The organism is Frigoribacterium sp. PvP121, from assembly GCF_017833115.1.
GTDB lineage: Bacteria > Actinomycetota > Actinomycetes > Actinomycetales > Microbacteriaceae > Frigoribacterium > Frigoribacterium endophyticum.
This window is the reverse complement of record NZ_JAFIBR010000001.1, coordinates 172,823-195,823: the sequence shown is the minus strand read 5'-3', so window position 1 is coordinate 195,823 and position 23,001 is coordinate 172,823. Positions and strand designations below refer to the sequence as shown.

The 23,001-nt window shown below is 75.1% G+C and carries 26 protein-coding genes; 15 read left to right on the top strand and 11 right to left on the bottom strand.

The annotated features are described in order from the left end of the window. Nucleotides 1-37 precede the first annotated feature (37 nt). Nucleotides 38-391, top strand: coding sequence for a hypothetical protein (locus tag JOE43_RS00915; protein WP_209513949.1), 354 nt, complete (start codon nt 38-40; stop codon nt 389-391). Then, on the top strand, nt 388-597 hold the full coding sequence (locus tag JOE43_RS00910) for a hypothetical protein (RefSeq protein WP_167260271.1): 210 nt from the start codon (nt 388-390) through the stop codon (nt 595-597). The genes JOE43_RS00915 and JOE43_RS00910 overlap by 4 nt, the downstream gene beginning before the upstream one ends. Here the strand turns inward: JOE43_RS00910 and JOE43_RS00905 are convergent. Then, the gene (locus JOE43_RS00905; RefSeq protein ID WP_245187091.1) at nt 594-1,934 is read right to left on the bottom strand and encodes an AI-2E family transporter; all 1,341 of its coding nucleotides are present in this window, start codon (nt 1,932-1,934) and stop codon (nt 594-596) included. The two genes, JOE43_RS00910 and JOE43_RS00905, sit on opposite strands and share 4 nt — an antisense overlap. Nucleotides 1,935-2,107: 173 nt before the next feature. On the opposite strand from JOE43_RS00905, the gene JOE43_RS00900 reads away from it, so the two are divergent. The 7 genes from JOE43_RS00900 (at nt 2,108) to JOE43_RS00870 (ending at nt 10,946) form a co-directional block, all read left to right on the top strand. After that, the gene (locus JOE43_RS00900) at nt 2,108-3,124 is read left to right on the top strand and encodes a LacI family DNA-binding transcriptional regulator (RefSeq protein ID WP_209513947.1); all 1,017 of its coding nucleotides are present in this window, start codon (nt 2,108-2,110) and stop codon (nt 3,122-3,124) included. A gap of 128 nt (nt 3,125-3,252) precedes the next feature. Continuing rightward, complete coding sequence (locus JOE43_RS00895) at nt 3,253-4,389, top strand: hypothetical protein (RefSeq protein ID WP_209513945.1); 1,137 nt, start codon at nt 3,253-3,255, stop codon at nt 4,387-4,389. A gap of 69 nt (nt 4,390-4,458) precedes the next feature. Then, nucleotides 4,459-5,745, top strand: a complete 1,287-nt coding sequence (locus JOE43_RS00890) for a sugar ABC transporter substrate-binding protein (RefSeq protein ID WP_307803180.1) — start codon at nt 4,459-4,461, stop codon at nt 5,743-5,745. Between the two features lie 3 nt (nt 5,746-5,748). After that, complete coding sequence (locus JOE43_RS00885) at nt 5,749-6,762, top strand: carbohydrate ABC transporter permease (protein WP_374072539.1); 1,014 nt, start codon at nt 5,749-5,751, stop codon at nt 6,760-6,762. Between the two features lies 1 nt (nt 6,763). Next, the gene (locus JOE43_RS00880) at nt 6,764-7,597 is read left to right on the top strand and encodes a carbohydrate ABC transporter permease (RefSeq protein WP_209513943.1); all 834 of its coding nucleotides are present in this window, start codon (nt 6,764-6,766) and stop codon (nt 7,595-7,597) included. A 147-nt stretch (nt 7,598-7,744) separates the two neighbouring features. Beyond that, complete coding sequence (locus JOE43_RS00875; RefSeq protein ID WP_209518930.1) at nt 7,745-8,758, top strand: glycosidase; 1,014 nt, start codon at nt 7,745-7,747, stop codon at nt 8,756-8,758. A 106-nt stretch (nt 8,759-8,864) separates the two neighbouring features. Continuing rightward, nucleotides 8,865-10,946: a hypothetical protein gene (locus JOE43_RS00870; protein ID WP_209513942.1), complete on the top strand. Its 2,082-nt coding sequence runs from the start codon at nt 8,865-8,867 to the stop codon at nt 10,944-10,946. Between the two features lie 131 nt (nt 10,947-11,077). Here the strand turns inward: JOE43_RS00870 and JOE43_RS00865 are convergent, their stop codons facing one another. Then, nucleotides 11,078-11,881 carry an NAD(P)-binding domain-containing protein gene (locus tag JOE43_RS00865; RefSeq protein ID WP_307803179.1) on the bottom strand — a complete coding sequence of 268 codons (804 nt, stop codon included), beginning with the start codon at nt 11,879-11,881 and terminating at the stop codon, nt 11,078-11,080. Nucleotides 11,882-11,905: 24 nt separating this feature from the next. Here JOE43_RS00865 and JOE43_RS00860 point away from each other — a divergent pair, with 24 nt between their 5' ends. Beyond that, complete coding sequence (locus JOE43_RS00860) at nt 11,906-12,673, top strand: HAD family hydrolase (RefSeq protein ID WP_209513940.1); 768 nt, start codon at nt 11,906-11,908, stop codon at nt 12,671-12,673. A 123-nt stretch (nt 12,674-12,796) separates the two neighbouring features. Here JOE43_RS00860 and JOE43_RS00855 read toward each other — a convergent pair whose 3' ends face one another. The 4 genes from JOE43_RS00855 to JOE43_RS00840 form a co-directional block, all read right to left on the bottom strand. Continuing rightward, complete coding sequence (locus tag JOE43_RS00855) at nt 12,797-13,036, bottom strand: hypothetical protein (protein ID WP_209513938.1); 240 nt, start codon at nt 13,034-13,036, stop codon at nt 12,797-12,799. 227 nt (nt 13,037-13,263) lie between these two features. After that, nucleotides 13,264-13,704 (bottom strand): OsmC family peroxiredoxin, encoded by a 441-nt coding sequence (locus JOE43_RS00850; protein WP_056057151.1) that lies wholly within the window; start codon nt 13,702-13,704, stop codon nt 13,264-13,266. 51 nt (nt 13,705-13,755) lie between these two features. Beyond that, a complete protein-coding gene (locus tag JOE43_RS00845; RefSeq protein WP_209513936.1) occupies nt 13,756-14,268 on the bottom strand; it encodes a MarR family winged helix-turn-helix transcriptional regulator in 513 nt (170 codons plus the stop codon). 121 nt (nt 14,269-14,389) lie between these two features. Next, nucleotides 14,390-14,563, bottom strand: a complete 174-nt coding sequence (locus tag JOE43_RS00840; protein ID WP_192126591.1) for an antitoxin — start codon at nt 14,561-14,563, stop codon at nt 14,390-14,392. Nucleotides 14,564-14,694: 131 nt separating this feature from the next. Here JOE43_RS00840 and JOE43_RS00835 point away from each other — a divergent pair, with 131 nt between their 5' ends. After that, nucleotides 14,695-14,916 carry a hypothetical protein gene (locus JOE43_RS00835; RefSeq protein WP_209513934.1) on the top strand — a complete coding sequence of 74 codons (222 nt, stop codon included), beginning with the start codon at nt 14,695-14,697 and terminating at the stop codon, nt 14,914-14,916. Between the two features lie 49 nt (nt 14,917-14,965). Here the strand turns inward: JOE43_RS00835 and JOE43_RS00830 are convergent, their stop codons facing one another. Both JOE43_RS00830 and JOE43_RS00825 read right to left on the bottom strand, forming a co-directional pair. Then, nucleotides 14,966-16,189, bottom strand: coding sequence for an FAD-dependent oxidoreductase (locus JOE43_RS00830; RefSeq protein WP_209513932.1), 1,224 nt, complete (start codon nt 16,187-16,189; stop codon nt 14,966-14,968). A 25-nt stretch (nt 16,190-16,214) separates the two neighbouring features. Beyond that, nucleotides 16,215-17,270, bottom strand: coding sequence for an XdhC family protein (locus tag JOE43_RS00825; protein ID WP_209513930.1), 1,056 nt, complete (start codon nt 17,268-17,270; stop codon nt 16,215-16,217). A gap of 113 nt (nt 17,271-17,383) precedes the next feature. Between JOE43_RS00825 and JOE43_RS16050 the strand changes: the two genes are divergently transcribed. From JOE43_RS16050 to JOE43_RS00810, 3 genes are all read left to right on the top strand, one after another. Further along, nucleotides 17,384-18,199 (top strand): GNAT family N-acetyltransferase, encoded by an 816-nt coding sequence (locus tag JOE43_RS16050; RefSeq protein WP_209513928.1) that lies wholly within the window; start codon nt 17,384-17,386, stop codon nt 18,197-18,199. A gap of 50 nt (nt 18,200-18,249) precedes the next feature. Next, complete coding sequence (locus JOE43_RS00815; protein ID WP_209513926.1) at nt 18,250-18,795, top strand: MOSC domain-containing protein; 546 nt, start codon at nt 18,250-18,252, stop codon at nt 18,793-18,795. 286 nt (nt 18,796-19,081) lie between these two features. After that, a complete protein-coding gene (locus JOE43_RS00810) occupies nt 19,082-19,600 on the top strand; it encodes a DinB family protein (protein WP_209513924.1) in 519 nt (172 codons plus the stop codon). Nucleotides 19,601-19,764: 164 nt separating this feature from the next. On the opposite strand, the gene JOE43_RS00805 is transcribed toward JOE43_RS00810, so the two are convergent. The 3 genes from JOE43_RS00805 to JOE43_RS00795 all read right to left on the bottom strand — a co-directional run bounded on the left by JOE43_RS00805 (nt 19,765) and on the right by JOE43_RS00795 (nt 21,215). Then, the gene (locus JOE43_RS00805; protein ID WP_209513922.1) at nt 19,765-20,157 is read right to left on the bottom strand and encodes a DUF202 domain-containing protein; all 393 of its coding nucleotides are present in this window, start codon (nt 20,155-20,157) and stop codon (nt 19,765-19,767) included. A gap of 151 nt (nt 20,158-20,308) precedes the next feature. Further along, nucleotides 20,309-20,671 (bottom strand): DUF202 domain-containing protein, encoded by a 363-nt coding sequence (locus tag JOE43_RS00800; RefSeq protein ID WP_209513920.1) that lies wholly within the window; start codon nt 20,669-20,671, stop codon nt 20,309-20,311. 160 nt (nt 20,672-20,831) lie between these two features. Continuing rightward, entirely contained in the window at nt 20,832-21,215 is a 384-nt protein-coding gene (locus JOE43_RS00795; RefSeq protein WP_209513918.1) for a DUF2256 and DUF3253 domain-containing protein, read from the bottom strand. A 222-nt stretch (nt 21,216-21,437) separates the two neighbouring features. Between JOE43_RS00795 and JOE43_RS00790 the strand changes: the two genes are divergently transcribed. Then, nucleotides 21,438-22,736 carry an MFS transporter gene (locus JOE43_RS00790; RefSeq protein ID WP_209513916.1) on the top strand — a complete coding sequence of 433 codons (1,299 nt, stop codon included), beginning with the start codon at nt 21,438-21,440 and terminating at the stop codon, nt 22,734-22,736. Nucleotides 22,737-23,001: the final 265 nt, after the last annotated feature.

Here is a 23,001-nt window from a genome sequence, read left to right as displayed (position 1 = left end):
TCTCCGTGCGCCCCTGGAGGTGGGTCAGCCTGGAGCCATGCCGTTCCTCGACCTCGCCGCCTGGCCGCCGGGCGCCGCCGCCGTCTTCCTCGCGGCCTGCGTCTCCGCGGTCGTCTCCGTCGTCAGCGTCGGGGTGACCGTGGCCGACGCTCGTCGGTCACGACGCCGCCTCGACGCGGCGACCGTCCGGGAGCAGTGGTGGACGAGGTGGTCGTGGACGCTGGAGAGGTGCCTGGGGCCGGACGCTGACGATCGGAGGGCCGGGGTCGCCATGATGCGGGTGCTGCTTGCGCTGCCCTGGGCGACGAGTGAGGATGATGACATCGCAGCCGTGATCTCATCGGAGATCGAGCACGCCGACCGCTTCCACGGAGAGGGAGGAAGGCCATGACCTGGGATCGTCACGACCACCCGGAGACGATCGAGATGGCTCGTGCCATCCTCGCGTCGGTGGATGAGCGACGGGCGCGCGACGCCGCGCAGAAGGCGACCCTCCGGGGCCGCCTGGGCCGCTGGCTGCTCCGCTCCGAGCAGCGCTCCCGTGCGGGCTCGCGCTCCGTCGACCCCTGGCCGGCCCGCGGGCCCGCTCGCCGCTAGGCGCCCTTCGCGGGCGTGCCGTCGGGCAGGGCCGGCCCCTCGACCGCCGCCCGCCACCGCCCCGAGGCGACGTGCTTCACCATGACGTTCACCGTCGCCGCCGTCGGCACGGCGAACAGCGCGCCGGGGATGCCCGCGACGAGCGACCCGGTCGCCACCGCGAAGACGACGGCGAGCGGGTGCACGCGCACCGCGCCTCCCATCACCAGCGGCTGCAGCACGTGCGCCTCGAGCAGGTGCACGAGCAGCACCCCGCCGAGCATCACGAGCGCCTGCACCGGGCCTGCGACGACGAGCGCGAGCAGCACCGCGAGGGCCCCGGTCACGATCGCGCCGATGACGGGGATGAACGACGCGAGGAAGACGAGGATCGCGATCGGGATGGCCAGCGGCAGCCCGAGGAACGCCGCGAACAGCCCGATGCCCACCGCGTTCGCCGCGGCCACGACCACCTGCACCCGCACGAACGACGCGAGCGTCTGCCACCCGGCGAGGCCCGCGCCGTCGACGGCCGGCCGCGCTGCGCGCGGGAAGAGCCTCACGATCCAGTGCCAGACCCCGCGGCCGTCGATCAGCAGGAAGATCGTCGCGAACAGCGTCAGCAGCCCGCCCGCGAGCACGTGCCCGGCCGCCGAGCCGATGGCCGCCACCCCGCTGAGGATCTGCTGGCTGGCGTCCTGCAGGGCCTGCCCGGCCTGGCCGACGTACTGGTCGAACTCCCGGTCGGTGAGCTGCAGCGGCGAGGTGCGGAGGAACTCCCGCAGCGCGTCGTACGACGCCACGCCCTTCGCCGTCAGGTCGTCCGCGCCGGCCCGCACCTGCGTGACGACGAGCACGAGCAGCCCGCCGACCACGACGACGAGGCCGAGAAGCGCGATGACGATCGCGAGCCAGTGGGGGAGGCGGCGGCGCGTGAGCAGGCGCACGACCGGCTGCAGCAGGGCGCAGATGAGGATCGCGATGAGCAGCGGCACCACGATCTCCTCGAGCGTCGCGATCAGCCAGCCCGCGACCGCGAGGCAGCCGGCGACGACGAGCAGCCGCCAGCCCCAGGCGCCGGCGAGCTGCATCGCGGGCGGGACGGCCGAGGCGGCCGGGGGCGAGGGGGCAGGCGGGGCGACCGCGCCCGCGGAGGCGACCGCCGCCTCCGGCACGACCGCGCCCGCGGAGGCGACCTTCGCCTCCGGCACGACCGCGCCCGCGGAGGCGACCTTCGCCTCCGGCACGACCGTCACGGAAGGAGCCCGGGGAGGCGCGGTCGAGGCGTCGAGGTCGGCGGAGCCCGTCGAGGTGGTCGCGTCGTCGTCCGCGCGCCCGCGGTGCCAGGGAAGGTGCATGTCGTGCAGTCTCTTGTCGGGATCCGATGGAACGGCTGTGAGTCCGCAGACCCGCGCGTGCACGCGCGCTGAACGGCCAGGCCGCGAGGTGCCGTGACGCCTGCCGTAGCATCGTCCCGGTCCGCGGCGCTCGCCGCGGCGGAGCCGTCACGGGTGAGGCGAGGAGGCGCGGCATGACCCAGCGGGTCACCATCGTCGAGGTCGCCGCCCGCGCCGGCGTCGCGATCAGCTCGGTGTCGAGCGCCCTCAACGACCGCCCCGGGGTCTCCGACCAGACCCGGGCGCGCATCAAGCAGGCCGCCGCCGACCTCGGCTTCGTGCCGAACGTGCGCGGCCGCTCGCTCAGCTCCGGCCGCGCGTTCACCGTCGGCCTCGTCGTGCACCGCGACCCGTCCGTGCTCGAGAGCGACCCGTTCTTCGGCAGCTTCATCGGCGGCCTCGAGTCGGTGCTCGACCCGCGCGGCTGGGCGCTCATCCTGCAGATGGGCTCCGCGGCCGACGAGACCCTCGACCGCTACCGCCGCCTCGCCGCCGGGCGCCGCGTCGACGGGGTGTTCCTCAACGAGCTCGTCGTCGACGACCCGCGCGTGCCGCTCGTGCAGCAGCTCGGCCTGCCCGCCGTCGGCGTCAACCCCGCCCCCGGCTTCCCCCTGCCGGCGGTCCGGCAGGACGTCGCCGCCGGTGTCCGCGAGCTCGTCGACCACCTCGTCGGGCTCGGGCACCGCCGCTTCGCGCACGTCGCCGGCCCCGCCCGCTTCGTGCACGCCGTCCACCGCGTCGAGGCCTGGCAGGAGTCGCTGGTCGCCGCCGGCCACGACCCCGGCGTCGTCGTCGAGGCCGACTTCACCTACGACGGCGGGCGTCGGGCCGCGGCCGACCTCCTGTCGCGCCCGGAGCCGCCCACCGCGGTCTTCTGCGCGAACGACCTCGCCGCCATCGGCTTCATGGCCGAGGCCGACCGGCTCGGCGTCCGCGTGCCCGACGACGTCAGCGTCGCCGGGTTCGACGGCATCGAGCTCGGCTCGTACGTGCGCCCCGCGCTGACGACCCTCACGACGACGCCCCGGCTGATCGGGGCCGAGGCCGCCCGGCTGCTGCTCGCGGCCGTCGAGGGCCAGGCCGGGCCCGACGCGTCGGTGGCGCCGGCGCGCCTGCTCGTCCGCGACTCCACCGCCCCCGCCGCCCGCTGAGCCCGGCGCCTCCTCGGCCGGGCCCCTTCCGCTCGGTGCCCGGCCGTGTTAGCTTCCTGTCTACCGAAACGTTTCGGTACTCATCAGCCACGCCAGCCAGACCGCCACGACGACGAAGTCGGAGCCCCATGACCCCCGCCAGCACCAGCACCAGCACCAGCAGCAGCGCAGCCCGTCGCCTCGAGCCGCTCACGCCCGACGCCCTCCGCGCCGTGCTCGACGACGCCCTGGTGCACGAGAACGAGCAGACCGGCGCGCTCGCGCAGCTGACCTTCTCCGGCCCGGCCGCCTACGGCCCCGAGCGCCCCGACTGGGCCGTCGGCCCGTTCGAGCCCGACCCCGCCCTGACCTTCACGCTCGAGGGCCAGTGGGGCGACCCCGACGGCGTCGGCTGGACGAGCTCGTCGCTCTACAACCCGTCGATGGTCGAGCACGACGGCACGCTGCACCTCTTCTACCGGGCGTCGCCCGTCAAGGAGAGCCTCGGCAGCCGCATCGGCCACGCGACCCTCGACCTCACGGCCCCGGGCGCCTCGTGGGTCGACGACCCCGCCAACCCGGTCGTCCGCCCGACCGACGACCTCGAGCTGCTCGGCACGGAGGACCCGAAGGTCTACCGCGCCGAGGGCCGCTGGTGGCTGTTCTACAACGGCGTCCACCCGATCACCGAGGAGGCGCGGGCCGCGTTCCCGAGCACGGGCTACCCCGTCGGGGCGGTCGGCTGCGAGATGATGCTCGCGGTCAGCGACGACCTGGTGACCTGGCAGCGCCTCGGTCCGATCGCCCCGCCCGAGCAGACGCGGCTCTGGGCGAAGGGCGCCGTGGTGCCCCGCGACGAGCACGGCGAGGCCGTCCGCCTCGGCGGCGAGTACCTGATGTTCGTCAGCGAGGGCTTCGACGGCGTGCTGCACGTCGGCCGCTCCGATGACATGCGCACCTGGGCCTTCGAGCCGGTCGACTACCTCGACCTGTCGAGCGTCGGCGGCCACCTGCACGAGGTCGCCGCGGCGATCGTCACGGGCGACGGGCACCTCGTGCTCGACGTCTTCCACGACGTCGACGGCCGCTTCGCCGCGTGCCAGGCCCGCTACGACGTCGACCGACCGTTCGAGCAGCTCGCCCTCACGCCGGGCGGCTCGCTCAGCTGGGGCGGGCTCAGCCGGGTCGACGGCCGCTGGACCTTCGCACAGGGCTGGGACGCGCCTCCCGGCCGCCGCGAGCTCTACGTCTACCGCGAGGCGGCGGGCCCGACCCGCGCCTCCTGACCTCCGCCCGCGCCGGCTCGCCGGTGGCGGCACCCCCTCACAGCGCACCACCCGATCAAGGAGAACACCGTGCAACGACGCACCACACTCATCGGCGCCACCGTCCTGCTCGCCGGCCTCGGCCTGACCGCCTGCTCCGGCGGCGGGGGAGGCGGCGGCGACGCCCTCACCGCGAAGGGCCCGATCACGATCTGGTACTCGAACAACGAGTCCGAGGTCGCCTGGGGCAAGGCCGCCGTCGAGGCCTGGAACGCCGACCACCCCGACGAGCAGGTGAAGGGGCAGGAGATCCCCGCCGGCAAGTCGAGCGAGGAGGTCATCGGCGCCGCCATCACGGCCGGCAACGCGCCCTGCCTCGTCTACAACACGGCTCCGAGCGCCGTCGGCCAGTTCCAGAAGCAGGGCGGTCTCGTCGACCTGTCGAGCTTCGACGACGGCGCCGACTACGTCGAGGAGCGCAGCGGCGACCTCGCCGAGCAGTACCAGGACGCCGACGGGAAGTACTACCAGCTGCCCTGGAAGTCGAACCCCGTGATGATCTTCTACAACAAGGACCTCTTCACGCAGGCCGGCCTCGACGCCGAGGCCCCCGCGCTCTCGACCTACGACGACTTCCTGGCCACGAGCAAGACGCTCGTCGACGCGGGCGTCTCCGACTACGCGATCCACCCCGCGCCGACCAGCGAGTTCTTCCAGACGCAGTTCGACTTCATGCCGCTCTACGCCGCGGCGACCGGCGGCACCGGCCTCGTCGAGGACGGGAAGGCCACCTTCGCCGACGACGAGGGCGAGTCCGTCGCCGGGTTCTGGCGCGACCTCTACGACCAGGGCCTCGCCGGCCAGGAGCAGTACACCGGCGACTCCTTCGCGGACGGCGAGGCCGCGATGTCGATCGTCGGGCCGTGGGCCGTGAACGTCTACTCCGACGTGAACTGGGGCGCCGTGCCCGTCCCGACCGAGGACGGCACGCCCGCCGACGAGACGTACACCTTCAGCGACGCCAAGAACGTCGGCATGTACACGGCGTGCGAGAACCAGGGCACCGCGTGGGAGTTCCTGAAGTTCTCCACCAGCGAGGAGCAGGACCGCGCCCTGCTCGAGACGACCGGCCAGATGCCCATCCGCACCGACCTCGCGACGACCTACGCCGACTACTTCGAGGCGAACCCCGCCTACGCGCTCTTCGGCGACCAGGCGGCCCGCACCATCGAGGTGCCGTCCGGCCCGAACACCGTGGCCGAGCTGCAGGCCCTCCGCGACGCCTGGTCGAAGAGCGTCATCTTCGGCGAGGGCGACGTCGACCAGGCCCTCGGCGACGCGGCCACGAAGGTCGACGAGCTCGCGGCCCAGGGCTAGGCCGTGTCGACGCTCAGCGCCGAGTCGGCCACGCCGGCGGCCGGCGGCGGCTCCGAGGAGGCGCCCCGCGCCTCCTCGGGTCGCCCCCGCCCCGGCGGGGCCCGGTCGGGCGGTCGCGGCCCCGCAGGTCGCGGCCGCGGCGGCCTGCTCGGCAAGAACCCCCTCGGCCTGCTCTTCAGCGCGCCGTACCTGGTCTTCGTGCTCGCGGTCTTCGCGTACCCGCTCGGCTACGCGGTGTACATCGCCTTCCACGACTACTTCTTCACGGCCCCCGGCGCCCAGGTCGAGCGCCCGTTCGTCGGGCTGCAGAACTTCGTCACCGCCTTCACCGACCCGGCCGTGCTGCGGTCGTTCGCCAACGTCGGCGTCTTCCTGGTCATCAACGTGCCGCTCACGGTCGTGCTGAGCATCGTGCTCGCGACGGCGCTCAACAAGGTCGTGCGGTTCAAGGGCTTCCTGCGCGTGGCCTACTACGTGCCGTACCTCACCGCGAGCGTCGCGGTCGTCGCGGTGTGGCTCTTCCTCTTCAACGGCGACGGGCTCGTCAACCAGGTGCTCGGGCCGCTGGCGCCGTCGCCGTCGTGGCTGATCAACTCGGCCTGGGCGATGCCCTCGATCGCGCTGTTCGTCACGTGGAAGCAGCTGGGGTTCTACATCCTGCTCTACCTCGCGGCGCTGCAGAACGTGCCGAAGGAGCTCTACGAGGCGGCGTCGAGCGACGGTGCCGGAGCGGTCAGGTCGTTCTTCACGGTGACCGTGCCGGGCGTCCGGCCCGCGACGGTGCTCGTGCTGCTCGTCTCGACGGTGACGGGCGCGAACCTCTTCACCGAGCCGTACCTGCTGACCGGGGGAGGCGGGCCGAACGGCGCGTCGACCTCGCCCGTCCTGCTGATGTACCAGAAGGGCATCGAGCAGGGGAACCCCGACCAGGCGGCCGCCGTCGGCGTCGTGCTCGTCGTGCTCGTGCTCGTGATCGCGCTGCTGCAGAACCGCTTCGCCGGCGGGAAGGAGGACTGACATGTCGAGGTACCAGGTCGTGCTGCGGGGCGTCGTCCTCGCCGTGGGAGCGCTCGCGTTCCTGTTCCCGTTCTACTACATGGTGATCGGCTCGTTGCAGACGAAGCCCGACCCCACCGTCGCCGGGGCCTTCCCGCACCCGTCGAACCTCACGGGCGCGAACTACGCCGCCATCGACAGCCGCATCGGGCTGCTCACCGGGCTGGTGAACTCGGGCATCTTCACCGGGGGCGTGCTGGTCTGCACCGTCGTCTTCGGCGTGCTCGTCGGCTACGCGCTGGCCGTGCTGCAGTGGCGGGGGCGAGGGGTGACGTTCGCGCTCGCGCTGCTCGTGCAGGTCGTGCCGTTCCAGCTGCTCGTCATCCCGCTCTACGTGCTGATCGCCCGCAACTACGGCCTCAGCGACAGCTACCTGGGCATGATCCTGCCGTTCGCCATCAACTCGACGGCGGTCATCATCTTCCGGCAGTACTTCCTCCAGCTGCCGAGGGAGCTGTTCGAGGCGGCCCGCATCGACGGCACCGGCGAGTTCCGGCTGCTGTGGAACATCGCGCTGCCGCTCGTGCGGCCGGCCCTCGTCACCGCGCTGCTGCTCACCTTCATCGGGCCGTGGAACGAGTTCCTCTGGCCGTTCCTCATCACCAAGGAGGCGTCGATGCAGCCGCTCGCGGTCTCGCTGGCGAACTACATCTCGAACGTCGCCGCGACCGCCGCCAACCCCTTCGGCGCGACCCTGGCCGGGGCCGTCGTGCTCGCGGCGCCGGTGGTCGTGCTGTTCATCGTGTTCCAGCGCTACTTCATCTCGACCGACGTCGGCTCGAGCGTGAAGGGCTGACAGGAGATCCCCGTGACCACCGCATCCCCCGCCACCGACACCACCGCCTCCGGCAGCCCCGCCTCCGGCAGCCCCGCCGCGGGCAGCCCCGCCTCGGACGTCGCTCCCGGCCCCTTCCCCTACCGGCTGACCCGGGCCGGGGTCGTCATGACCCCCGACCCGGGCGACCCCCTCGAGGCCGAGGGCGTGCTCAACCCCGGCTCGGGCCGCGGGCCCGACGGCGAGCTGTACCTCCTGCCGCGGCTCGTCGCCGCGGGCAACGTCTCGCGCGTCGGCCTCGCCCGCGTGCTCGTCGACGACGGCGTGCCCGTCGGCGTCGAGCGCCAGGGCGTCGTGCTCGCCCCCGACCGCGGCTGGGAGCGCGGGGCGACCCACTCGGGCGTGGAGGACCCGCGCGTCACCCGGGTCGACGAGCTCGGCCTGCACGTGATGACCTACGTCGCGTACGGGCCGCTCGGCCCCCGCACCGCCGTCGCCGTCAGCGACGACCTGCGCGAGTGGCGCCGGCTCGGGCCCGTGACGTTCGACTACGTCGACGAGCTCGACGCCGACCTCGGCCTCTTCCACAACAAGGACACGACGTTCTTCCCCGAGCCGGTGACGGCGCCCGACGGGGTGCGCAGCTTCGCGGTGCTGCACCGGCCGATGTGGCACATCGGCGCCACGGTGCCGGGCGAGGGCAGCCCGCGGCCGGCCGGCGTGACCGACGGCCGCCACTCGATCTGGATCAGCTACGTGCCGGTCGACGCCGTCGAGCGCGACCTGCGCGCCCTCGCCCGCTGGGGGCAGCACCGGCCGGTCGCCGGGCCGGCGGCCCCGTTCGAGGAGCTCAAGATCGGCGGCGGCCCGCCCCCGCGCCGCGTGCCCGAGGGCTGGCTGCTGCTGCACCACGGGGTCACCGGCGTCATCGAGGACGCCTTCGCGCAGCAGCAGAACGTCAACTACGCCGCGGGCGGCATGATCCTCGACGCCGACGACCCGTCCCGGGTGGTCGCCCGCTCGGCCGAGCCGCTGCTCGAGGCCGAGACCGACGACGAGCGCGCCGGCATCGTGCCGAACGTCGTCTTCCCGACCGCGATCGAGGAGGTCGACGGGGTGCCGTGGGTCTTCTACGGCATGGCCGACTCCAAGATCGGCGTCGCCCGCCTCGACCGCGCCTGACGCGGCGCCGTCGACGCCCCGCGGGGCGTCGCCGTGCCCGGCTCGACGCGTCGCGTCCGCCGCCCCGCAGCACCCCGAACGACGAGACAGAAGGAGGCGGTCGACGATGACCGCACGCACCGCACGATGGGCCGGGCTCGCCCTGGCCGCCACGACAGCGCTGGCGCTGGGGGTGACGGGGGCGCTGCCCGCCTCCGCCGCGCCTCCCGCCGCTCCCGCCCCGGCTGCTCCGGCGGCCCCGGCAGCCGGCTCGGCCGCGCCCGCCCCGGCACCGCTGACGAACCTCGCCCACCTCGACTTCCTCCTCGACCAGGCGACGCCGGCGCCCGAGGAGGGCCACACCTCCTACCGGCTCGACTCCGAGCCGACGCTGACCCTGCCGTGGACGTACGCCGACGCCCGCGACGGAGGCGCCTTCGCCCGCGTGGGCGGCGGGCCGCTCGACCCGGCCACGGGGTACTGGGGCCAGGGCGCGTACAACTCCGACGACGTCTCGCGGGCGGCCGTCGTCTACCTGCGCGACTGGCAGCTGACCGGGGCCGAGGCGAGCCGTGAGAAGGCGTACGAGCTGCTGCGGGCCACCGCGTACTTCCAGACCACCACCGGCCCGGCCGCGGGCAACGTCGTGCTGTGGATGCAGCCCGACGGCACCTTCAACCGCAGCCCGGTGCCGGTCGAGCTGCCCGACCCGTCCGACAGCGGCAACAGCTACTGGCTGGCCCGCAGCCTCTGGGCGTTCGGCGAGGGCTTCGCGGCCTTCCGCGACGACGACCCGGAGTTCGCGGCCTTCCTGCAGCAGCGCCTCCAGCTCGGGGTCGCGGCGCTGCAGCGCGACACGCTCTCGCGGTACGGGCAGTACGACGTCGCCGACGGCGTGCAGGTGCCCGCCTGGCTGATCGTCGACGGCGCGGACGCCACGGCGGAGGCGGTGCTCGGCCTGGGCGCGTACGTCGCCGCGGCCCCCGACGACGCCGTCGTGCGGACGGCCACGACGCAGCTCGCCGAGGGCGTGGCCCGCATGGCCTCGGGCGACCCGCAGACCTGGCCATACGGGGCCATGCTGCCCTGGACGAACTCGAGGTCGATGTGGCACTCGTGGGCGTCGCAGATGCCGGCCGCGCTCGCGCGGGCCTCCACGGTGCTCGGCCGCGCCGACCTGCTCGCGCCCGCCGTCGTCGACACGGCGTCGTTCACGACGACCCTGCTGACGGCGAGCGGCCCCGACAACGCCTGGTACCCGACGCCGGTCGACCAGACGCAGATCGCCTACGGCGCCGACTCGCGCCTGCAGTCGGCGCTCGCCGTGGCCGACGCCTCGGGCGGTGCCGGGTTCCGGGAGGTCGCCGCCGTGGCCGCCAGCTGGTACTTCGGCACGAACCGCTCCGGGCAGCCGGTCTACGACCGGGCGACGGGCGTGACGAACGACGGCGTGCAGGCCGACGGCAGCGTCAACCGCAACAGCGGGGCCGAGAGCACCATCCACGGCCTGCTCTCCATGATCGCGCTCGACGGCGCGCCCGACGTCTCGGCGCTCGCGCAGGCGTCGACGACGGTCGCCGCCCGCGACGGCCTCACGACGGTCGAGGCCGAGGCCGCCACGGCGACCACGGGCACGGTCGTCACGCCCGAGTCGGCGTGGACGGGCGAGTCGCAGCTCAGCGGCGGCTCGGCGCTCACGCTCCGGCCCGGGCAGACCGCGACGATCACGGTGCCCGCCGGGTCGGGGCTCCGCCACGTCGAGCCCGTGCTGCTCGGGGCCGAGGGAGTCGTCTCGACCTCGGTCTGGCGTGCCGGGAAGGTGCCGCTCGGCACGCTGTCGACGCGGGTCGGCGCGCAGGGCGTGACCGGCGCCTCCGGGGCCCTGCTGCCGCAGACGCTGCCCGTGCCGGTCGGCCCGGGGGCGACCGCGGTCACCGTGACCGCCCGGGGCTCGCAGCCCGTGACGATCGACGCGCTGATCGTGCGGCCGCTCGTGCAGCGGCTGTCGCTGACCGGGGCCGACGGGCGGGCGACCGACCTGGTGTCGTCGACGTCGCGGCTGCCGCTGCCGGCGACGGTCGGGGCGGCCGGCACGCGGTCGACGGTGTCGAGCTTCGACTCGCGCGGCCGGCTCGTGTCGGAGAAGGCCGTGTCGGGCCGCAGCGTGGTGCTCGTCAAGGGCGGCGGGTTCGTCGTCGTGACGCGCTAGCCGGCCGCCGGACGCGGAAGAACCCCGGATCGGACATCGCACCCTGGTGCTCAGGGGTGCGGTGTCCGATCCGGGGTTCTTCGCGAGGTGCCGGGGCGCCGCGCTGCGGGGGCGCCGGGCGGCGCCGGGGGCTACGCCTCGGAGGGGTGCGGCGCCGGCTCGGTCGTGGCGGTGGCACGGGTGGCCTTCGCGAGGTTCTCGACGAGCTCCGACCGGGTCTGCGAGACGACGTAGGCGGGCTGGTCGCGCTCGACGCGCCAGCTCTCGCTCAGCGGGCCGACGTTGACGGTGTCGAAGCCGATCTCGTCGTAGAGGCGCTGCACGAGCTCGGCGGCTTCCTCGAAGTCGCTCGAGGTGGCGAGTGCACGACGGTCGGGGTCGCCCGCGGGCTTGCCGTCGGTCGTGATGTCCTTCGCCATGATGTGGTTGAAGCCCTTGGCGACCTTGCTCTCCGGCAGGTGGCGCTGCAGCATGCTCGAGACGGTGTCGAGGCCGTTGTCGAGGGCGGGGATCTGGCCGTCGCGCTCGAAGTAGTAGTTGTTGGTGTCGATGACGACCTTGCCCGCGAGCGGGGCGACGGGCACCTGCTCGTAGTTCTTCAGCGGCACCGTGACGACGACGACCTCCCCGGCCTCCGCCGCCTCCTCGGACGTCGCGGCGCGCGCCTTCTCGCCCAGGTCGGCGACGAGGTCGCCGAGGGTCTCGGGCCCGCGCGAGTTGCTGATGACGACGTCGTGCCCCTGGGCGATGAGGGCCCGGGCGACCTGGCTGCCGATGTTGCCCGCTCCGATGATTCCGTATGTGGTCATGTCGTCAGCCAACGCCCGTCGGGCGGCCGCGTGTTCCCGCTCCCAGCCACCTCGGAGGCGGCGCCCAGCCGTGTGCCCAGCCCGACAGGGCGAAGGGAGGCGCGTGTCCAGCCCCGAACGGTGCACGGTCTGCAGGCGCAGGCTGGGGGCATGACCGACTCGACCCGCGCCTCCGACCAGGCCTCCTCCTCCGACTCCTCCTCCTCGTTTGCCGACCCGACCCGCGACTCCACCGGGGCCGACGCCCCGACGACGGTCGTCCTCTTCGACATCGACGGCACGCTCGTCGACTCGAACTACGCGCACGTCGACGCCTGGTCGAAGGCCTTCGCCGACATCGGGCACCCCGTCGACAGCTGGCGGATCCACCGCGCGATCGGGAAGGACAGCTCGCTGCTGCTCAGCTCCCTCCTCGGCGACGACGTCGCGGAGGAGCGGGGCGACGAGGCGAAGGAGCGCCACTCGGCCCACTATCTTCCCCACGGCGACACCGACCTGCACGTCTTCCACAAGGTGCCCGAGCTGCTCGCCGAGATCGGCCGCCGCGGGCACCGCGTCGTGCTCGCGACCAGCGCCCCGGAGGAGGAGCTCGAGGTGCTGCGCCCCCTGCTCGACGTCGAGGGCGCCCTCTGGGCCGTCACCTCGTCGGAGGACGCCGAGACGGCCAAGCCCGACCCCGGCATCGTCCAGGTCGCGCTCGACGAGGCCGGGGTCGACGCCGACCACGCCGTCATGGTCGGCGACGCGGTGTGGGACGTCGAGGCGGCCGGCCGCGCCGGCGTCGCCTGCGTCGGCGTGCTGACCGGCGGCATGTCGCGCGCCGAGCTCACCGAGGCCGGCGCGGCCGAGGTCGTCGACGACGTCGCCGCGCTGCTGCGCGGCCTCGACGACAGCGTGATCGGCCGGCTCGGCGCCTGAGCGCCGCCCCGCCGCGGCGGCGCCGGCGGTCGGACGGCGACGAACCACGTCGTCGCACCGGAACCAGGCCGCGGCGTGGTTCGTCTGCGACGACGTGGTGCGTCTCAGCGGGGCGGCGGCGCGTCAGCGGCGGCAGAGCCAGCGCGCGACGCGACCGAGGCCGCGGCGTCGGCCGGCCGGCGGCGTGCAGGCCCGACGCGGCGGGGCGGGCACGAAGGTGACCGAGCGGCACGAGGTGCAGGTCAGCAGCTCGGGGTGCACCGAGAGGCCCGAGCCGAAGAACGGGTTCCGCACGAGACGGGCCGGGCCGCCGCACTCGGCGCAACGGGCGGGGCGGTCGAGGGAGGAGTCGCGCGGGGTCATCGTGTCCTCCTGGTGTCGTCGGGGCGGGCGGTCGAGGAGTCTTCGGGGCGCGGCCGCGCCGGGTTGGGTGCGGCGGCGTCCCCAGTCCGGGTGCCGAGGCGGCCGCCGGGTGCCGCGCCGGTGCAGGCGCGGCACCCGGCGCCTCCGGGGCGGTCGCGCCGACGACGCACGGGCGCCCCGTCACGACCTGCGTGACGGGGCGCCCGGGAGGGAGGCGGTGCGGCTGCCTAGCCCTCGAAGGTCGCGTCGAGCGTGATCTCGACGCCGGTGAGGGCCTTGCTGACCGGGCAGGTCTCCTTGGCGTCCTGCGCGGCGGCCTGGAAGGCGGCCTCGTCGATGCCGGAGACCTCGCCGCGGACGGTGAGGGCGATGCCCGTGAGGCGGAACCCGCCGGCCGAGTCCGGGCCGAGCGTGACGTCGGCCTTGACGTCGAGCGCCTCGACCGTGCCGCCGGCCGCGCCGAGCACGGCGCTGAACTGCATGGCGTAGCAGGCGGAGTGGGCCGCGGCGAGCAGCTCCTCGGGGCTGGTCGAGCCGTTCGCCTCGTCAGCGGCGCGCTTCGGGAACGAGACGTCGTAGGTGCCGACGCCGGAGCTGGTCATCTCGACCTGGCCCTCGCCGGTCTCGAGGCTTCCGTTCCAGGCGGTGCGAGCGGTGCGAGTGGGCATGCTGTCTCTCTTTCGTCGGTGTGGGTCGGGTGTCGCGGGTGGTCGGAGGAGTCAGGGGGCCGAGGAGTCGCGGGGCGGCCTACGAGGCGCCGCGCGCACGCTGTCGGCCACCGTGCCGAGGGTCTCGGTCAGGTCGGCGATGTCAGCGGGCCGGAGGCCGGTCGCGGCGCAGATGCTCTCGGGGATGCGTGCGGCGAGGCCGCGAAGGTCGTCGCCCGCCGCGGTCAGCGACACCGTCACGGCGCGCTCGTCGCGACCGCCGCGCGCCCGGGTCACGAGGCCCTGGGCGTCGAGGCGGCGGAGCAGCGGCGAGAGGGTGCCCGAGTCGAGGTGCAGGCGCTCGCCGAGGGCGGAGACGCCGATCGGGCCCTGCTCCCAGAGCACGAGCATGACGAGGTACTGCGGGTAGGTCAGGCCGAGCGGCTCGAGCAGCTCGCGGTACCGGGCGGTGAGGGCGCGCGACGCCGCGTAGAGGGCGAAGCAGATCTGCTCGTCGAGCAGGGGAGCGGTCGCCGGGGAGGCGGTGGTCGCCGCCGCCACCGGGGTCGCGCTCGTCGTCGTCATGGTCGCGACGCTACCACATCGCGCACAACTCGGTTGAGCGCAATGCAGTGCGGGGGGCCGAGACGACTAGACCCGTCGCCCCGCGAGGCGGGGCGACGGGTCTCGTGACGGACGGCGTGGATCAGTCGCCGACCTTCTCGTCCGCAGCGTCGGTGGCCTTGTCGATCTGCTCCGAGTGGCCGCCGCCGGTGGCCTTGTCGGCCGCGTCGCCGGCCTTGTCGAGCCCGGCGTCCGAGACCTTCTCGCCCTTGTCGCTGTTCAGGAAGTCTCCGGCCTTGTCGGCGATGCCTGCCATGGTGTTCTCCTTCTGCGTCGGTGGCGCCGCGGCGTTCCCCGCGGTCGACCCCAGCCTGCGCCCGGCCCGCCCGGGCGTCGTCCCAGGGTGTACCCCGGCCGCGGCATGAGCGGGTCGCGTAGCGTCGCAGCATGAGCCACGACAGCGAGCACGACGCCCCCGCCGACGACCCCACGGGCATGACTGCCGACGAGAAACGCCATGACCAGCTGACCCGGGCGCCGAAGTCCGACGAGTCGGACGCCGCTCCGCGCATCACGACCGAGGAGCGCCCCGACGGCGTCACGCGCATCGACGTCGCCGACACCGCGAAGGTGCGCCCGGGCGGCGGCGAGAGCCAGGCGCAGGGCTGAGCTGCGCTGAGCTGAGCGCCCGTCTGCCCGCGCGGGGCGGCCCGGTGCCTCAGTTCGCGGCGACCGCCCCGAGCCGGAACCTCTCGGGCGCCGGAGTGCCCGTGGCGACGCCCGCCAGCAGCGTGCCGAGCAGCGGCCCGAACTTGAAGCCGTGCCCCGCGAACCCGGTCGCGACGGTCGCCGCACCGACCCGGTCGAGCACGAAGTCCTCGGTCGGGGTGGTGTCGTACAGGCAGCTGATCGGTGCGAGGCTGTCGACGTCGACGCCGGGCACCCACCGCGCGACGTAGTCGCGCAGCACCGCGGTGCCCTCGGCGGTCGGCGCGAAGTCGCGCTCGTCGGGGTGCACCTCGCGGCCCGTGCCGTGCGTGCCGACCTTGACGCCCTCGCCCGGCGTCAGCAGCCCGTAGACGCTGCTCACCACGGAGCGCAGGGCCGGGTCGGAGGGGTAGTGCACGAAGCTCGGCCACGCCTCGTCGGGCAGGGCGGAGGCGAAGTGCGCCGGCTGCTCCTGCGTCACGCGCACCGGGGGCAGCGGGGTGCCCGCCGCGACGGCGTGCTCGGCGACGAGGTCGTGGGCCCACGAGCCGACCGCGAGCACGACGCTGGCGACGCGGACCACCGAGGAGGCGCCTCCTGCGCCCTCGAGGCGGAGCACGGCCCCGTCGTCGGTCAGGTCGAGGTCGCGGAGGCGGGTCTCGAAGCGGAGCTCCGCGCCGTGCGCGACCGCGGAGTCGAGCATCGCCTCGATCGCGTCGGCGGAGCGCAGGCGGCCGGCTTCGGCGTGGACGAGCGCGCTCGTGTCGATGCGCAGCCCGGGCCAGCGGGTCTCGGCCTCGGCGGGCGAGAGGCGCTCGTGCGCGACGCTGGCGCGCTCGAACGCGGCCTGGATCGCGTCGAGCACGGCGGGGTCGCCGTGGTCGACGGCGCCGGTGAGGTCGAGCAGGTCGCGGCCCGACTCGCGCTCCAGCTCGCGCCACTCGGCGAGGGCGGCGCCGGTCATCGCGACGTAGTCGTCGGCGGTGTAGCCGCGGCGGAAGATCCGGGTCGCGCCGTGCGACGAGCCGGCCTCGTGGCCGCGCGCGAAGCGCTCGATCACGAGCACGCGGGCGCCCGACCGGGCCAGGGCCCGGGCCGTCGCGGCGCCGACGACGCCGGCCCCGACGACGACGTGGTCCCAGCCGGGCTGCGCGGCGGCGTCGGCGGTGGTGCTCGCGGCGGTGCTCGCGGCGGTGGCGGCCGCGGTGCTCGCGGCGGGGCTCGGCTCGGTCATGCTGCGAGGGTAGCGGGGGCGCCCGTCAGCGGTGGATGGCGTCGGAGCGATCGCGCAGCCGCACGCCCGTGGCGCCCGAGCGCACCGCGAGCACCTCGGCGAGCACCGAGATGGCCGTCTCCTCCGGGGTGCTCGCCCCGAGGTCGAGGCCGATGGGGGAGTGCAGGCGGGCCAGCGACTCCTCGTCGACCTCGAGGGCCCGCAGCTGACGGACGCGCCGCTCGTGCGTGCCGCGCGACCCCATCGCGCCGACGTACGCGGCGGGGGAGGCGAGCGCCGCCGCGACCAGCTCGGCGTCGAAGCGGTCGTCGTGCGAGAGCACGGCGACGACGGTGCGCTCGTCGATCTCGGTGCTCGCGAGCCAGGTGGGCGGCCAGGCGACGACGACCTCCTCGGCGGAGGGGAAGCGCTCGGGGGTCAGGAACACCGGGCGCGGGTCGCAGACGGTCACGCGGTAGCCGAGGGCGGAGCCGGCGGCGCAGAGGGCGACAGCGAACTCCACGGCCCCGACCACGAGGAGTCGCGGGGCCGGCACCGAGCGCTCGGTCACCAGGCGGAGCCCCGCGCACGCGTCGAGGTCGGCCGGGTCGACGACGTCGCCGAGGCGCGGGGCGTCGGCCGTGCCGTCCGCGCCGGCGGGGCCTCGCAGGTCGATGCTGGCGACGGCGTCGCGCCCGTCGGCCGTGGCGGCCGCGCCGACGACCCGCGTGAGCGACGCCGGGCGGCCGGCCCGCGCCTCCCGCAGCTGGCGGACGACCTCGTCGTCGTCGGCGGAGAGCCGCTGCACGACGACCTCGATGGTGCCGCCGCAGCTGAGGCCGACCTCGAAGCCGGCCTCGTCGCTGAAGCCGAACGACTCGAGCACCGGCACGCCGTCGGCGAGCACCTGCTCGCAGGCCTCGTAGAGGGCCCCCTCGACGCAGCCGCCGGAGATGCTGCCGATCACGGTGCCGTCGGCCGTGACGACCATCGAGGTGCCGACCGTGCGGGGCGCGCTGCCCACGACCGAGACGGCGGTCGCGACCGCGACGCGCTCGCCCGCGTCGAGGCGGGCGAGCAGGCGGTCGGCGATCTCGAACACGGGGGCTCCTCGGGGGAGGGCGCGCGGGGCGCGCGGACGGGTCCGCCGATCGTACCCGGCGCCCGGGCGCGGGCCTGCCGCGGGCCGGCGCCCGGCTGCGGCAGACTCGGGGGGTGACCGACCCCGCCGTGCCGACCCCCGCCTCCGCCCGTCCGCTCCGCGAGGTCGTGACCGAGTGGGTCGAGGGCTGGACGGCCTCGCGCGGGGTCGTCGCCGTCGAGCGCGACGGCTCGTGGCGCGTGCCGTTCGGGCACCCCGACCGCTGGGCCGAGTTCGTCGTGCCGCTCGACGGCGGCCCCGGAGCGGGCGACGCCACGGCGGGCTCGTCGTCGGCCGCCTCCCGCACCGCGCGCACGGAGCAGCTCGCCGCCGTGCTCGCCGAGGCCGCCGAGGTCGGGCGCCTCGGCGACCGCGTCTGGGTGACCGTGGTCGGCCACGACCCCGAGGCCGTCGTCGCGGCCGGCCGGCGCTCCGGCTTCGAGGTGCGGAGCGCCGAGGAGTCGCTGATGGGCATCGCCCTCGACCAGCAGGCCGTGCGCGAGGTGCCGGCGCCGTACGAGCTCGACGTCCAGGAGGTCGGCGCGGCCGTCGGAGCTGCCCGGGTCACCGCCGACGCCCCCGCTCCCGTCCTGCGGGCGACCGCCTGGGTCGGCGAGGGCCACCCCGGCGAGGGCGACGACGCCGCCACCGGCCGGGCGGCCCTGACCCCCGCGGGCACCGCCGTGCTCGACCGCGTCGAGACCGACGACGAGCACCGCCGCCGCGGCCTCGGCGGGGCCGTCGTGCACGCCCTCGTCGCCGAGTCCCGGCGCCGCGGCGCGACCCGGGGACTGCTCGTGGCCTCGGTCGACGGTGCGCTGCTCTACGGCTCGCTCGGCTGGGGGCCGCTGGCGTCGGTCGTGATCCTCGTCACCCCTGCGGTGCGCTGAGATCGGGCAGAAGGGGTGACCCCGTCGTCGACCGGGGGCAGGATGTGGTCATGACCCGCGCCTCCGTCGTCTCCGTCAGCCGCGACCCAGCCCACCGCTTCAGCAAGCCGGTGGTCGACGAGATCACGCTCGTGGCGGGGCTCGGCGTGGAGGGCGACGCACACTCCGGCACCACGGTGCAGCACCGGTCGCGCGTGCGGCGCGACCCGAGCCAGCCGAACCTGCGGCAGGTGCACCTGATGCACGAGGAGGTCCTCGAGGAGGCGCGCTCGGCCGGACTCGACGTCTCGCCCGGCGAGATGGGCGAGAACGTCACCACCCGGGGCGTCGACCTGCTCGGCCTGCCGACCGGCACCCGCCTGCGGCTCGGGGCGGAGGCCGTCGTCGAGGTGACCGGGCTGCGCAACCCCTGCTCGCAGATCGAGGGCTTCGAGCCCGGGCTCCTGAAGCAGATGGTCGGCCGCGGCCCCGACGGCCAGGTCGAGCGCCGCGCCGGCGTCATGTCGGTCGTGCTCGTCGGCGGCACCGTGCGTGCCGGCGACGAGGTCGTCGTCGAGCTGCCCGATGGCGAGCCGCTGCCGCTGCAGCCCGTCTGACCCGCGCCGCCGCCGCCGCAGCCCGTCTGACCCGCGCCGCCGCCGCTGCAGCCCGTCCGACCCGCGCCGCCGCCGCTGCTCGCGTGCCGGTGGTCGCAAATGCCGACCGCCGAGCCTGCAATACGTGATCTTTCCCGTACCAGGTGTGCCCTCGGGTGCAGATGGTCGGGAATTGCGGCGCCAGAGGAGGCGAACGAGCCTCGCTCACACGGCCGCGGCAGGCGCTCGTCGCTGGTCGGCAGGATGTCGGTGGCGCGCCTCCCCGGGGCGTCGGTAGCGTCGCGACATGGCGATCGTCCCCGACACGAAGAACTGGACCTGGGTGCTCGACGAGACCTGCAGCGACTGCGGGTACGACGGGCCGACGACGGAGTTCCGCGAGGTGCCCCGCCTCGTCCGTGAGAACGCGGCGGCGTGGCCCGCGGTGCTCGCGGCCCCCGACGCGGCGGTCCGCCCCGACGACCGCACCTGGTCGGCCCTCGAGTACGGCGCCCACGTGCGCGACGTCTTCCGGGTGTTCGACGAGAGGCTCGTGCTGATGCTCCGGGAGGAGGCGCCCGCCTTCGCGAACTGGGACCAGGACGCCGCCGCCGTGGCCGACCGCTACTCCGAGCAGGAGCCGGCCGCGGTCGCCGCCGAGCTGGTCGCCGCGGCCGAGGTCGTCGCCGCCCGCTTCGACGCGGTGGCCGACGAGCAGCTCGGTCGCACCGGCCTCCGGTCGGACGGCTCGGCCTTCACGGTCGAGTCGCTCGCGCGCTACTTCGTGCACGACCCGGTGCACCACCTCCACGACGTGCGTCGCTGAGGTGCGGCGGGTCGGTGTCGCGCTGGGCGGGCGGGCGCTGACCCGCCCAGAGCGACACGGGCCCGCCGACTCGATCTCGGGCCCCGCCGCGGGGTCGCGATGACCCGCCGACCCGCCGACCCGCAGCAGGGGTGCCCCACCGCTGCGGTGGCTGCGGCGGCGGCTCAGCCCCGCCCGGCCCCTACGGCGCCGCCCAGCGCCAGCGCGAGCGCCGCGACGCCCGCCGCGAACGTCAGCAGCGCGACCGCCGCCGGCAGCAGCCCGCCGCCGATCGGCGCGCGGTCGCTCGCCCCGGAGGTCAGGAGGCGGTGCACCCGCCGGTACCGCCGGTGCGCTCCCACGAGCACCGCGACCGACGCCGCGACCCCGAGCCCCGCGACCGCGTACGTCACGCCGCCGTCGCCGAGCAGCAGGGGCAGCACGCGGAGCCCGACGAGCGACCCGACCAGGAGGGCGAGGGCCGTCCGCCGCCAGGCGAGCGCGGTGCGCTCGGGCTGCAGCCCCGGGTCGAACGGGCGGGCGGAGCGGTCGACCCGACCCGCGCCTCCCTCGCTCACGCCGCAGCCGACCTGTGCGCCGCCGCGCCCGTGCCCACCGCAGCCGACCCGTGCGGCGTCCCTGCCGAGGTGCGCGGGGTCGCCACTCGGCACCTGCCAGCCACAGCCCGGCGCGGGGTCGCCACCGGGCACCTGCCAGGCACAGCCCCGCTCACGCGAGCACCACCGCGAGCAGCACGAGCACCCCGGCCACCACGACGGCGACGCCGATCGGCAGCGCCGACCGGGCCGAGGGCAGCGGGCGGCCGAGCCGCAGCGCCCGCTCCGCCTGGGCCCAGCCGAACCAGGCCTGCACGGGGGTGGCGACGCCCGCGACGATCAACACGAGCGACGCGGCCAGGCGCAGGTGCGGCTCGAGCCCCAGCCCGAGCGCCTCGAGGGCGACGCCGCCGGCGAGCAGCGCGAGGGCGGTGCGGATCCACGCGAGGAAGGTGCGCTCGTTGGCCAGCGTGAAGCGGACGTCGGGCTCGCTGCCCACGCCGTAGACGGACGAGGGGAAGCGGCGCGCGGTCACCCCCTCACGCTACTGCGGGCGGCCGCGCGGGGCGACGAACCACTTTCCCGCCCGGGAACCACGCCGCGGCGTGGTTCGCGTGCGAGGACGTGGTGCCCGACGCAGCGACCGGCTCGCGGCGGCCGGCTCGCTTCGGCCGGCTCGCCGGGCCGTGCGCGGGTCAGCCGCGGTGGCGACGGATGCGGATCGGCCCCTTCGCCGTCGACGGGTCGACGACCGACCCGCCCTGGGTGATGTCGACCTCGCCCGCGGCGACCAGGCGGCGGGCGGCGCGGCGCACCGGCTCCATCAGGTCACGCCAGGCGGCCTCGTCGTCGGGAGCGATCGACCGGGCGACGTCGGAGGGGCAGATGGTGGAGGCGGCGGCCCGGCTGGCGAGGAGCGACCGGATGCGCTCCTCCAGCTCCCGGTCGAGCGCCGACACCTTGCGCCTGCGGCACGCGTCGCTGCAGTACGCGACCTCGTCCCAGTTCGCCGCCCACTTCTTGCGCCACTCGATGCGGCGGCCGCACGAGCGGCAGGTCTTCTCGTCGTGCTCGGGCATGCGTCCATGCTGCTCCCCGCCTCCGTGAGCCGCCCGAGCGCCGGCCGCCCGCCCGCACCCGCTCCGCACCCTGGCGCCTCGCGGCCGCGTCGCGTACCCTCGACGGTGGTCGTGCGTCACGCGCGGCCCCGGGCGTGCACGACAGCGCGCAGTCGGGATCACCATCCTCCCCGTGCAGCACGGGTCGAGAGAACGGCGCCCGCCGACTGACCGAGACCCTTCATGACCCTCGCACCTCCGCGTCCCCCGCGCCTCCCGGCCGGTGACGGACGCTCCACCCGCTTCCCCCTCGCCGGCCTGCTCGCGCTCGCCGTGGCGACCTTCCTCTCCATCTCCGGCGAGATGCTGCCGACCGGCCTGCTGCCCGAGATGAGCAGCGAGCTCGGCGTGACCGAGTCGGCCGTCGGCCTGCTCGTCAGCGTCTTCGCGTTCACGGTCGTGCTCACCAGCACGACCCTCACCCACCTCACGCGCCGCCTGCCGCGGCACCTTCTCGTCGTCGGACTGATCGCCGTGCTCGCCGTGAGCGCCGCGCTCACCGCGATCGCTCCGACCTACGAGCTGGTCGTCGCGTCGCGCATCCTCGGCGGGCTCGCGCACGGCATGTTCTGGGCGATCGGCGGCGCCTACGCGGCGCACCTCGTGCCCCGCGAGCAGGTCGGCCGCGCGCTCGCCGTCGCCATGAGCGGCGGCACCCTCGCCTTCGTGCTGGGCGTGCCGCTCGGCACCGCGCTCGGCCAGGCCCTCGGCTGGCGCGCGGCCTTCGGCGTGCTCGCGGGAGCCATGGCGCTCGGCGCGCTTCTGGTCTGGCGGCTGCTGCCGCCGGTGCCCGCCCCCGACCCCCGCACCGTCACCGGGGCCGTGCCGACCGTCGACGCGGCTGACTCGACGTCCGCAGCCTCCGCGACCACGCCGTCGACGACGACCACGGCACGCCGCCGCACGCCCGCGCCGTCGGTGCTCGGCATCGTCTTCAGCTGCGTCGTGACCGCCGTGTTCATGGTCGGCCACTACTCGTTCTTCACCTACATCGCGCCGTACCTGGTGCGCTCGACCGGCATCGAGGAGTCGCAGCTCAGCCTCGCGCTCTTCGCCTTCGGCATCGCGGGCGGAGTCGGCCTGCTGCTCGTCGGCTGGTTCCTCGGCAAGCGGCCGCGCGTCACCATCCCGGTCGGCATGGCCGTGGTCGTCGTCGCCGTGCTCGCGATGGTGGCGCTGGAGGGTCAGCCCGGCCCGTCGCTCGTCGCGTTCGTCGTCTGGGGCGTCACCTTCGGGGCCCTGCCGCCGCTGTTCCAGACGAAGATGCTGCAGGTCGCCCCGTCGCGCCTCCGAGACATCGCCAGCGCGTTCTACACGACCGGCTTCAACGCCGGCATCGGCGGCGGTGCCCTGATCGGCGCCCTCGTGCTCGACGGAGCCGGGCTCGACGTGCTCCCGCTGCTCTACGTCGTCGTCGCCGCGGTCATGCTCGTCGTCGTGCTGGTCACCGACGCCGTCCTGATGAGGCGTTCGCCGCGCTGACGCACGTCGGGCCCCTGCCGGACGACGGAGGCGCGGTGCCGGGCACGACGGAGGCACAGCCGGACACGAGGGAGGCGCGGTGCCGGGACCGCAGCCGGGTCGCGCTCGACGCGCCCCTGCTCCGGTGCCGGCACCGCGCCTCCCTCAGGTGACGGGTCGCCCGCGGTGACGGTCAGCGACGGCGCGTGCCGCCGCCCTTGCCGGTCGAGCCGCCCTTGCCGGTGCGCTTCTGCACCTGGCGGATGATGATCGGGATGAGCAGGGG

Bases quoted from the DNA above. Each gene is read 5' to 3' on its own strand.
- JOE43_RS00915 (WP_209513949.1), top strand. From the start codon at position 38: ATGCCGTTCCTCGACCTCGCCGCCTGGCCGCCGGGCGCCGCCGCCGTC.
- JOE43_RS00910 (WP_167260271.1), top strand. From the start codon at position 388: ATGACCTGGGATCGTCACGACCACCCGGAGACGATCGAGATGGCTCGT.
- JOE43_RS00905 (WP_245187091.1), bottom strand. From the start codon at position 1,934: ATGCACCTTCCCTGGCACCGCGGGCGCGCGGACGACGACGCGACCACC.
- JOE43_RS00900 (WP_209513947.1), top strand. From the start codon at position 2,108: ATGACCCAGCGGGTCACCATCGTCGAGGTCGCCGCCCGCGCCGGCGTC.
- JOE43_RS00895 (WP_209513945.1), top strand. From the start codon at position 3,253: ATGACCCCCGCCAGCACCAGCACCAGCACCAGCAGCAGCGCAGCCCGT.
- JOE43_RS00880 (WP_209513943.1), top strand. From the start codon at position 6,764: ATGTCGAGGTACCAGGTCGTGCTGCGGGGCGTCGTCCTCGCCGTGGGA.
- JOE43_RS00875 (WP_209518930.1), top strand. From the start codon at position 7,745: ATGACCCCCGACCCGGGCGACCCCCTCGAGGCCGAGGGCGTGCTCAAC.
- JOE43_RS00870 (WP_209513942.1), top strand. From the start codon at position 8,865: ATGACCGCACGCACCGCACGATGGGCCGGGCTCGCCCTGGCCGCCACG.
- JOE43_RS00860 (WP_209513940.1), top strand. From the start codon at position 11,906: ATGACCGACTCGACCCGCGCCTCCGACCAGGCCTCCTCCTCCGACTCC.
- JOE43_RS00855 (WP_209513938.1), bottom strand. From the start codon at position 13,036: ATGACCCCGCGCGACTCCTCCCTCGACCGCCCCGCCCGTTGCGCCGAG.
- JOE43_RS00850 (WP_056057151.1), bottom strand. From the start codon at position 13,704: ATGCCCACTCGCACCGCTCGCACCGCCTGGAACGGAAGCCTCGAGACC.
- JOE43_RS00845 (WP_209513936.1), bottom strand. From the start codon at position 14,268: ATGACGACGACGAGCGCGACCCCGGTGGCGGCGGCGACCACCGCCTCC.
- JOE43_RS00840 (WP_192126591.1), bottom strand. From the start codon at position 14,563: ATGGCAGGCATCGCCGACAAGGCCGGAGACTTCCTGAACAGCGACAAG.
- JOE43_RS00835 (WP_209513934.1), top strand. From the start codon at position 14,695: ATGAGCCACGACAGCGAGCACGACGCCCCCGCCGACGACCCCACGGGC.
- JOE43_RS00830 (WP_209513932.1), bottom strand. From the start codon at position 16,189: ATGACCGAGCCGAGCCCCGCCGCGAGCACCGCGGCCGCCACCGCCGCG.
- JOE43_RS00815 (WP_209513926.1), top strand. From the start codon at position 18,250: ATGACCCGCGCCTCCGTCGTCTCCGTCAGCCGCGACCCAGCCCACCGC.
- JOE43_RS00810 (WP_209513924.1), top strand. From the start codon at position 19,082: ATGGCGATCGTCCCCGACACGAAGAACTGGACCTGGGTGCTCGACGAG.
- JOE43_RS00795 (WP_209513918.1), bottom strand. From the start codon at position 21,215: ATGCCCGAGCACGACGAGAAGACCTGCCGCTCGTGCGGCCGCCGCATC.
- JOE43_RS00790 (WP_209513916.1), top strand. From the start codon at position 21,438: ATGACCCTCGCACCTCCGCGTCCCCCGCGCCTCCCGGCCGGTGACGGA.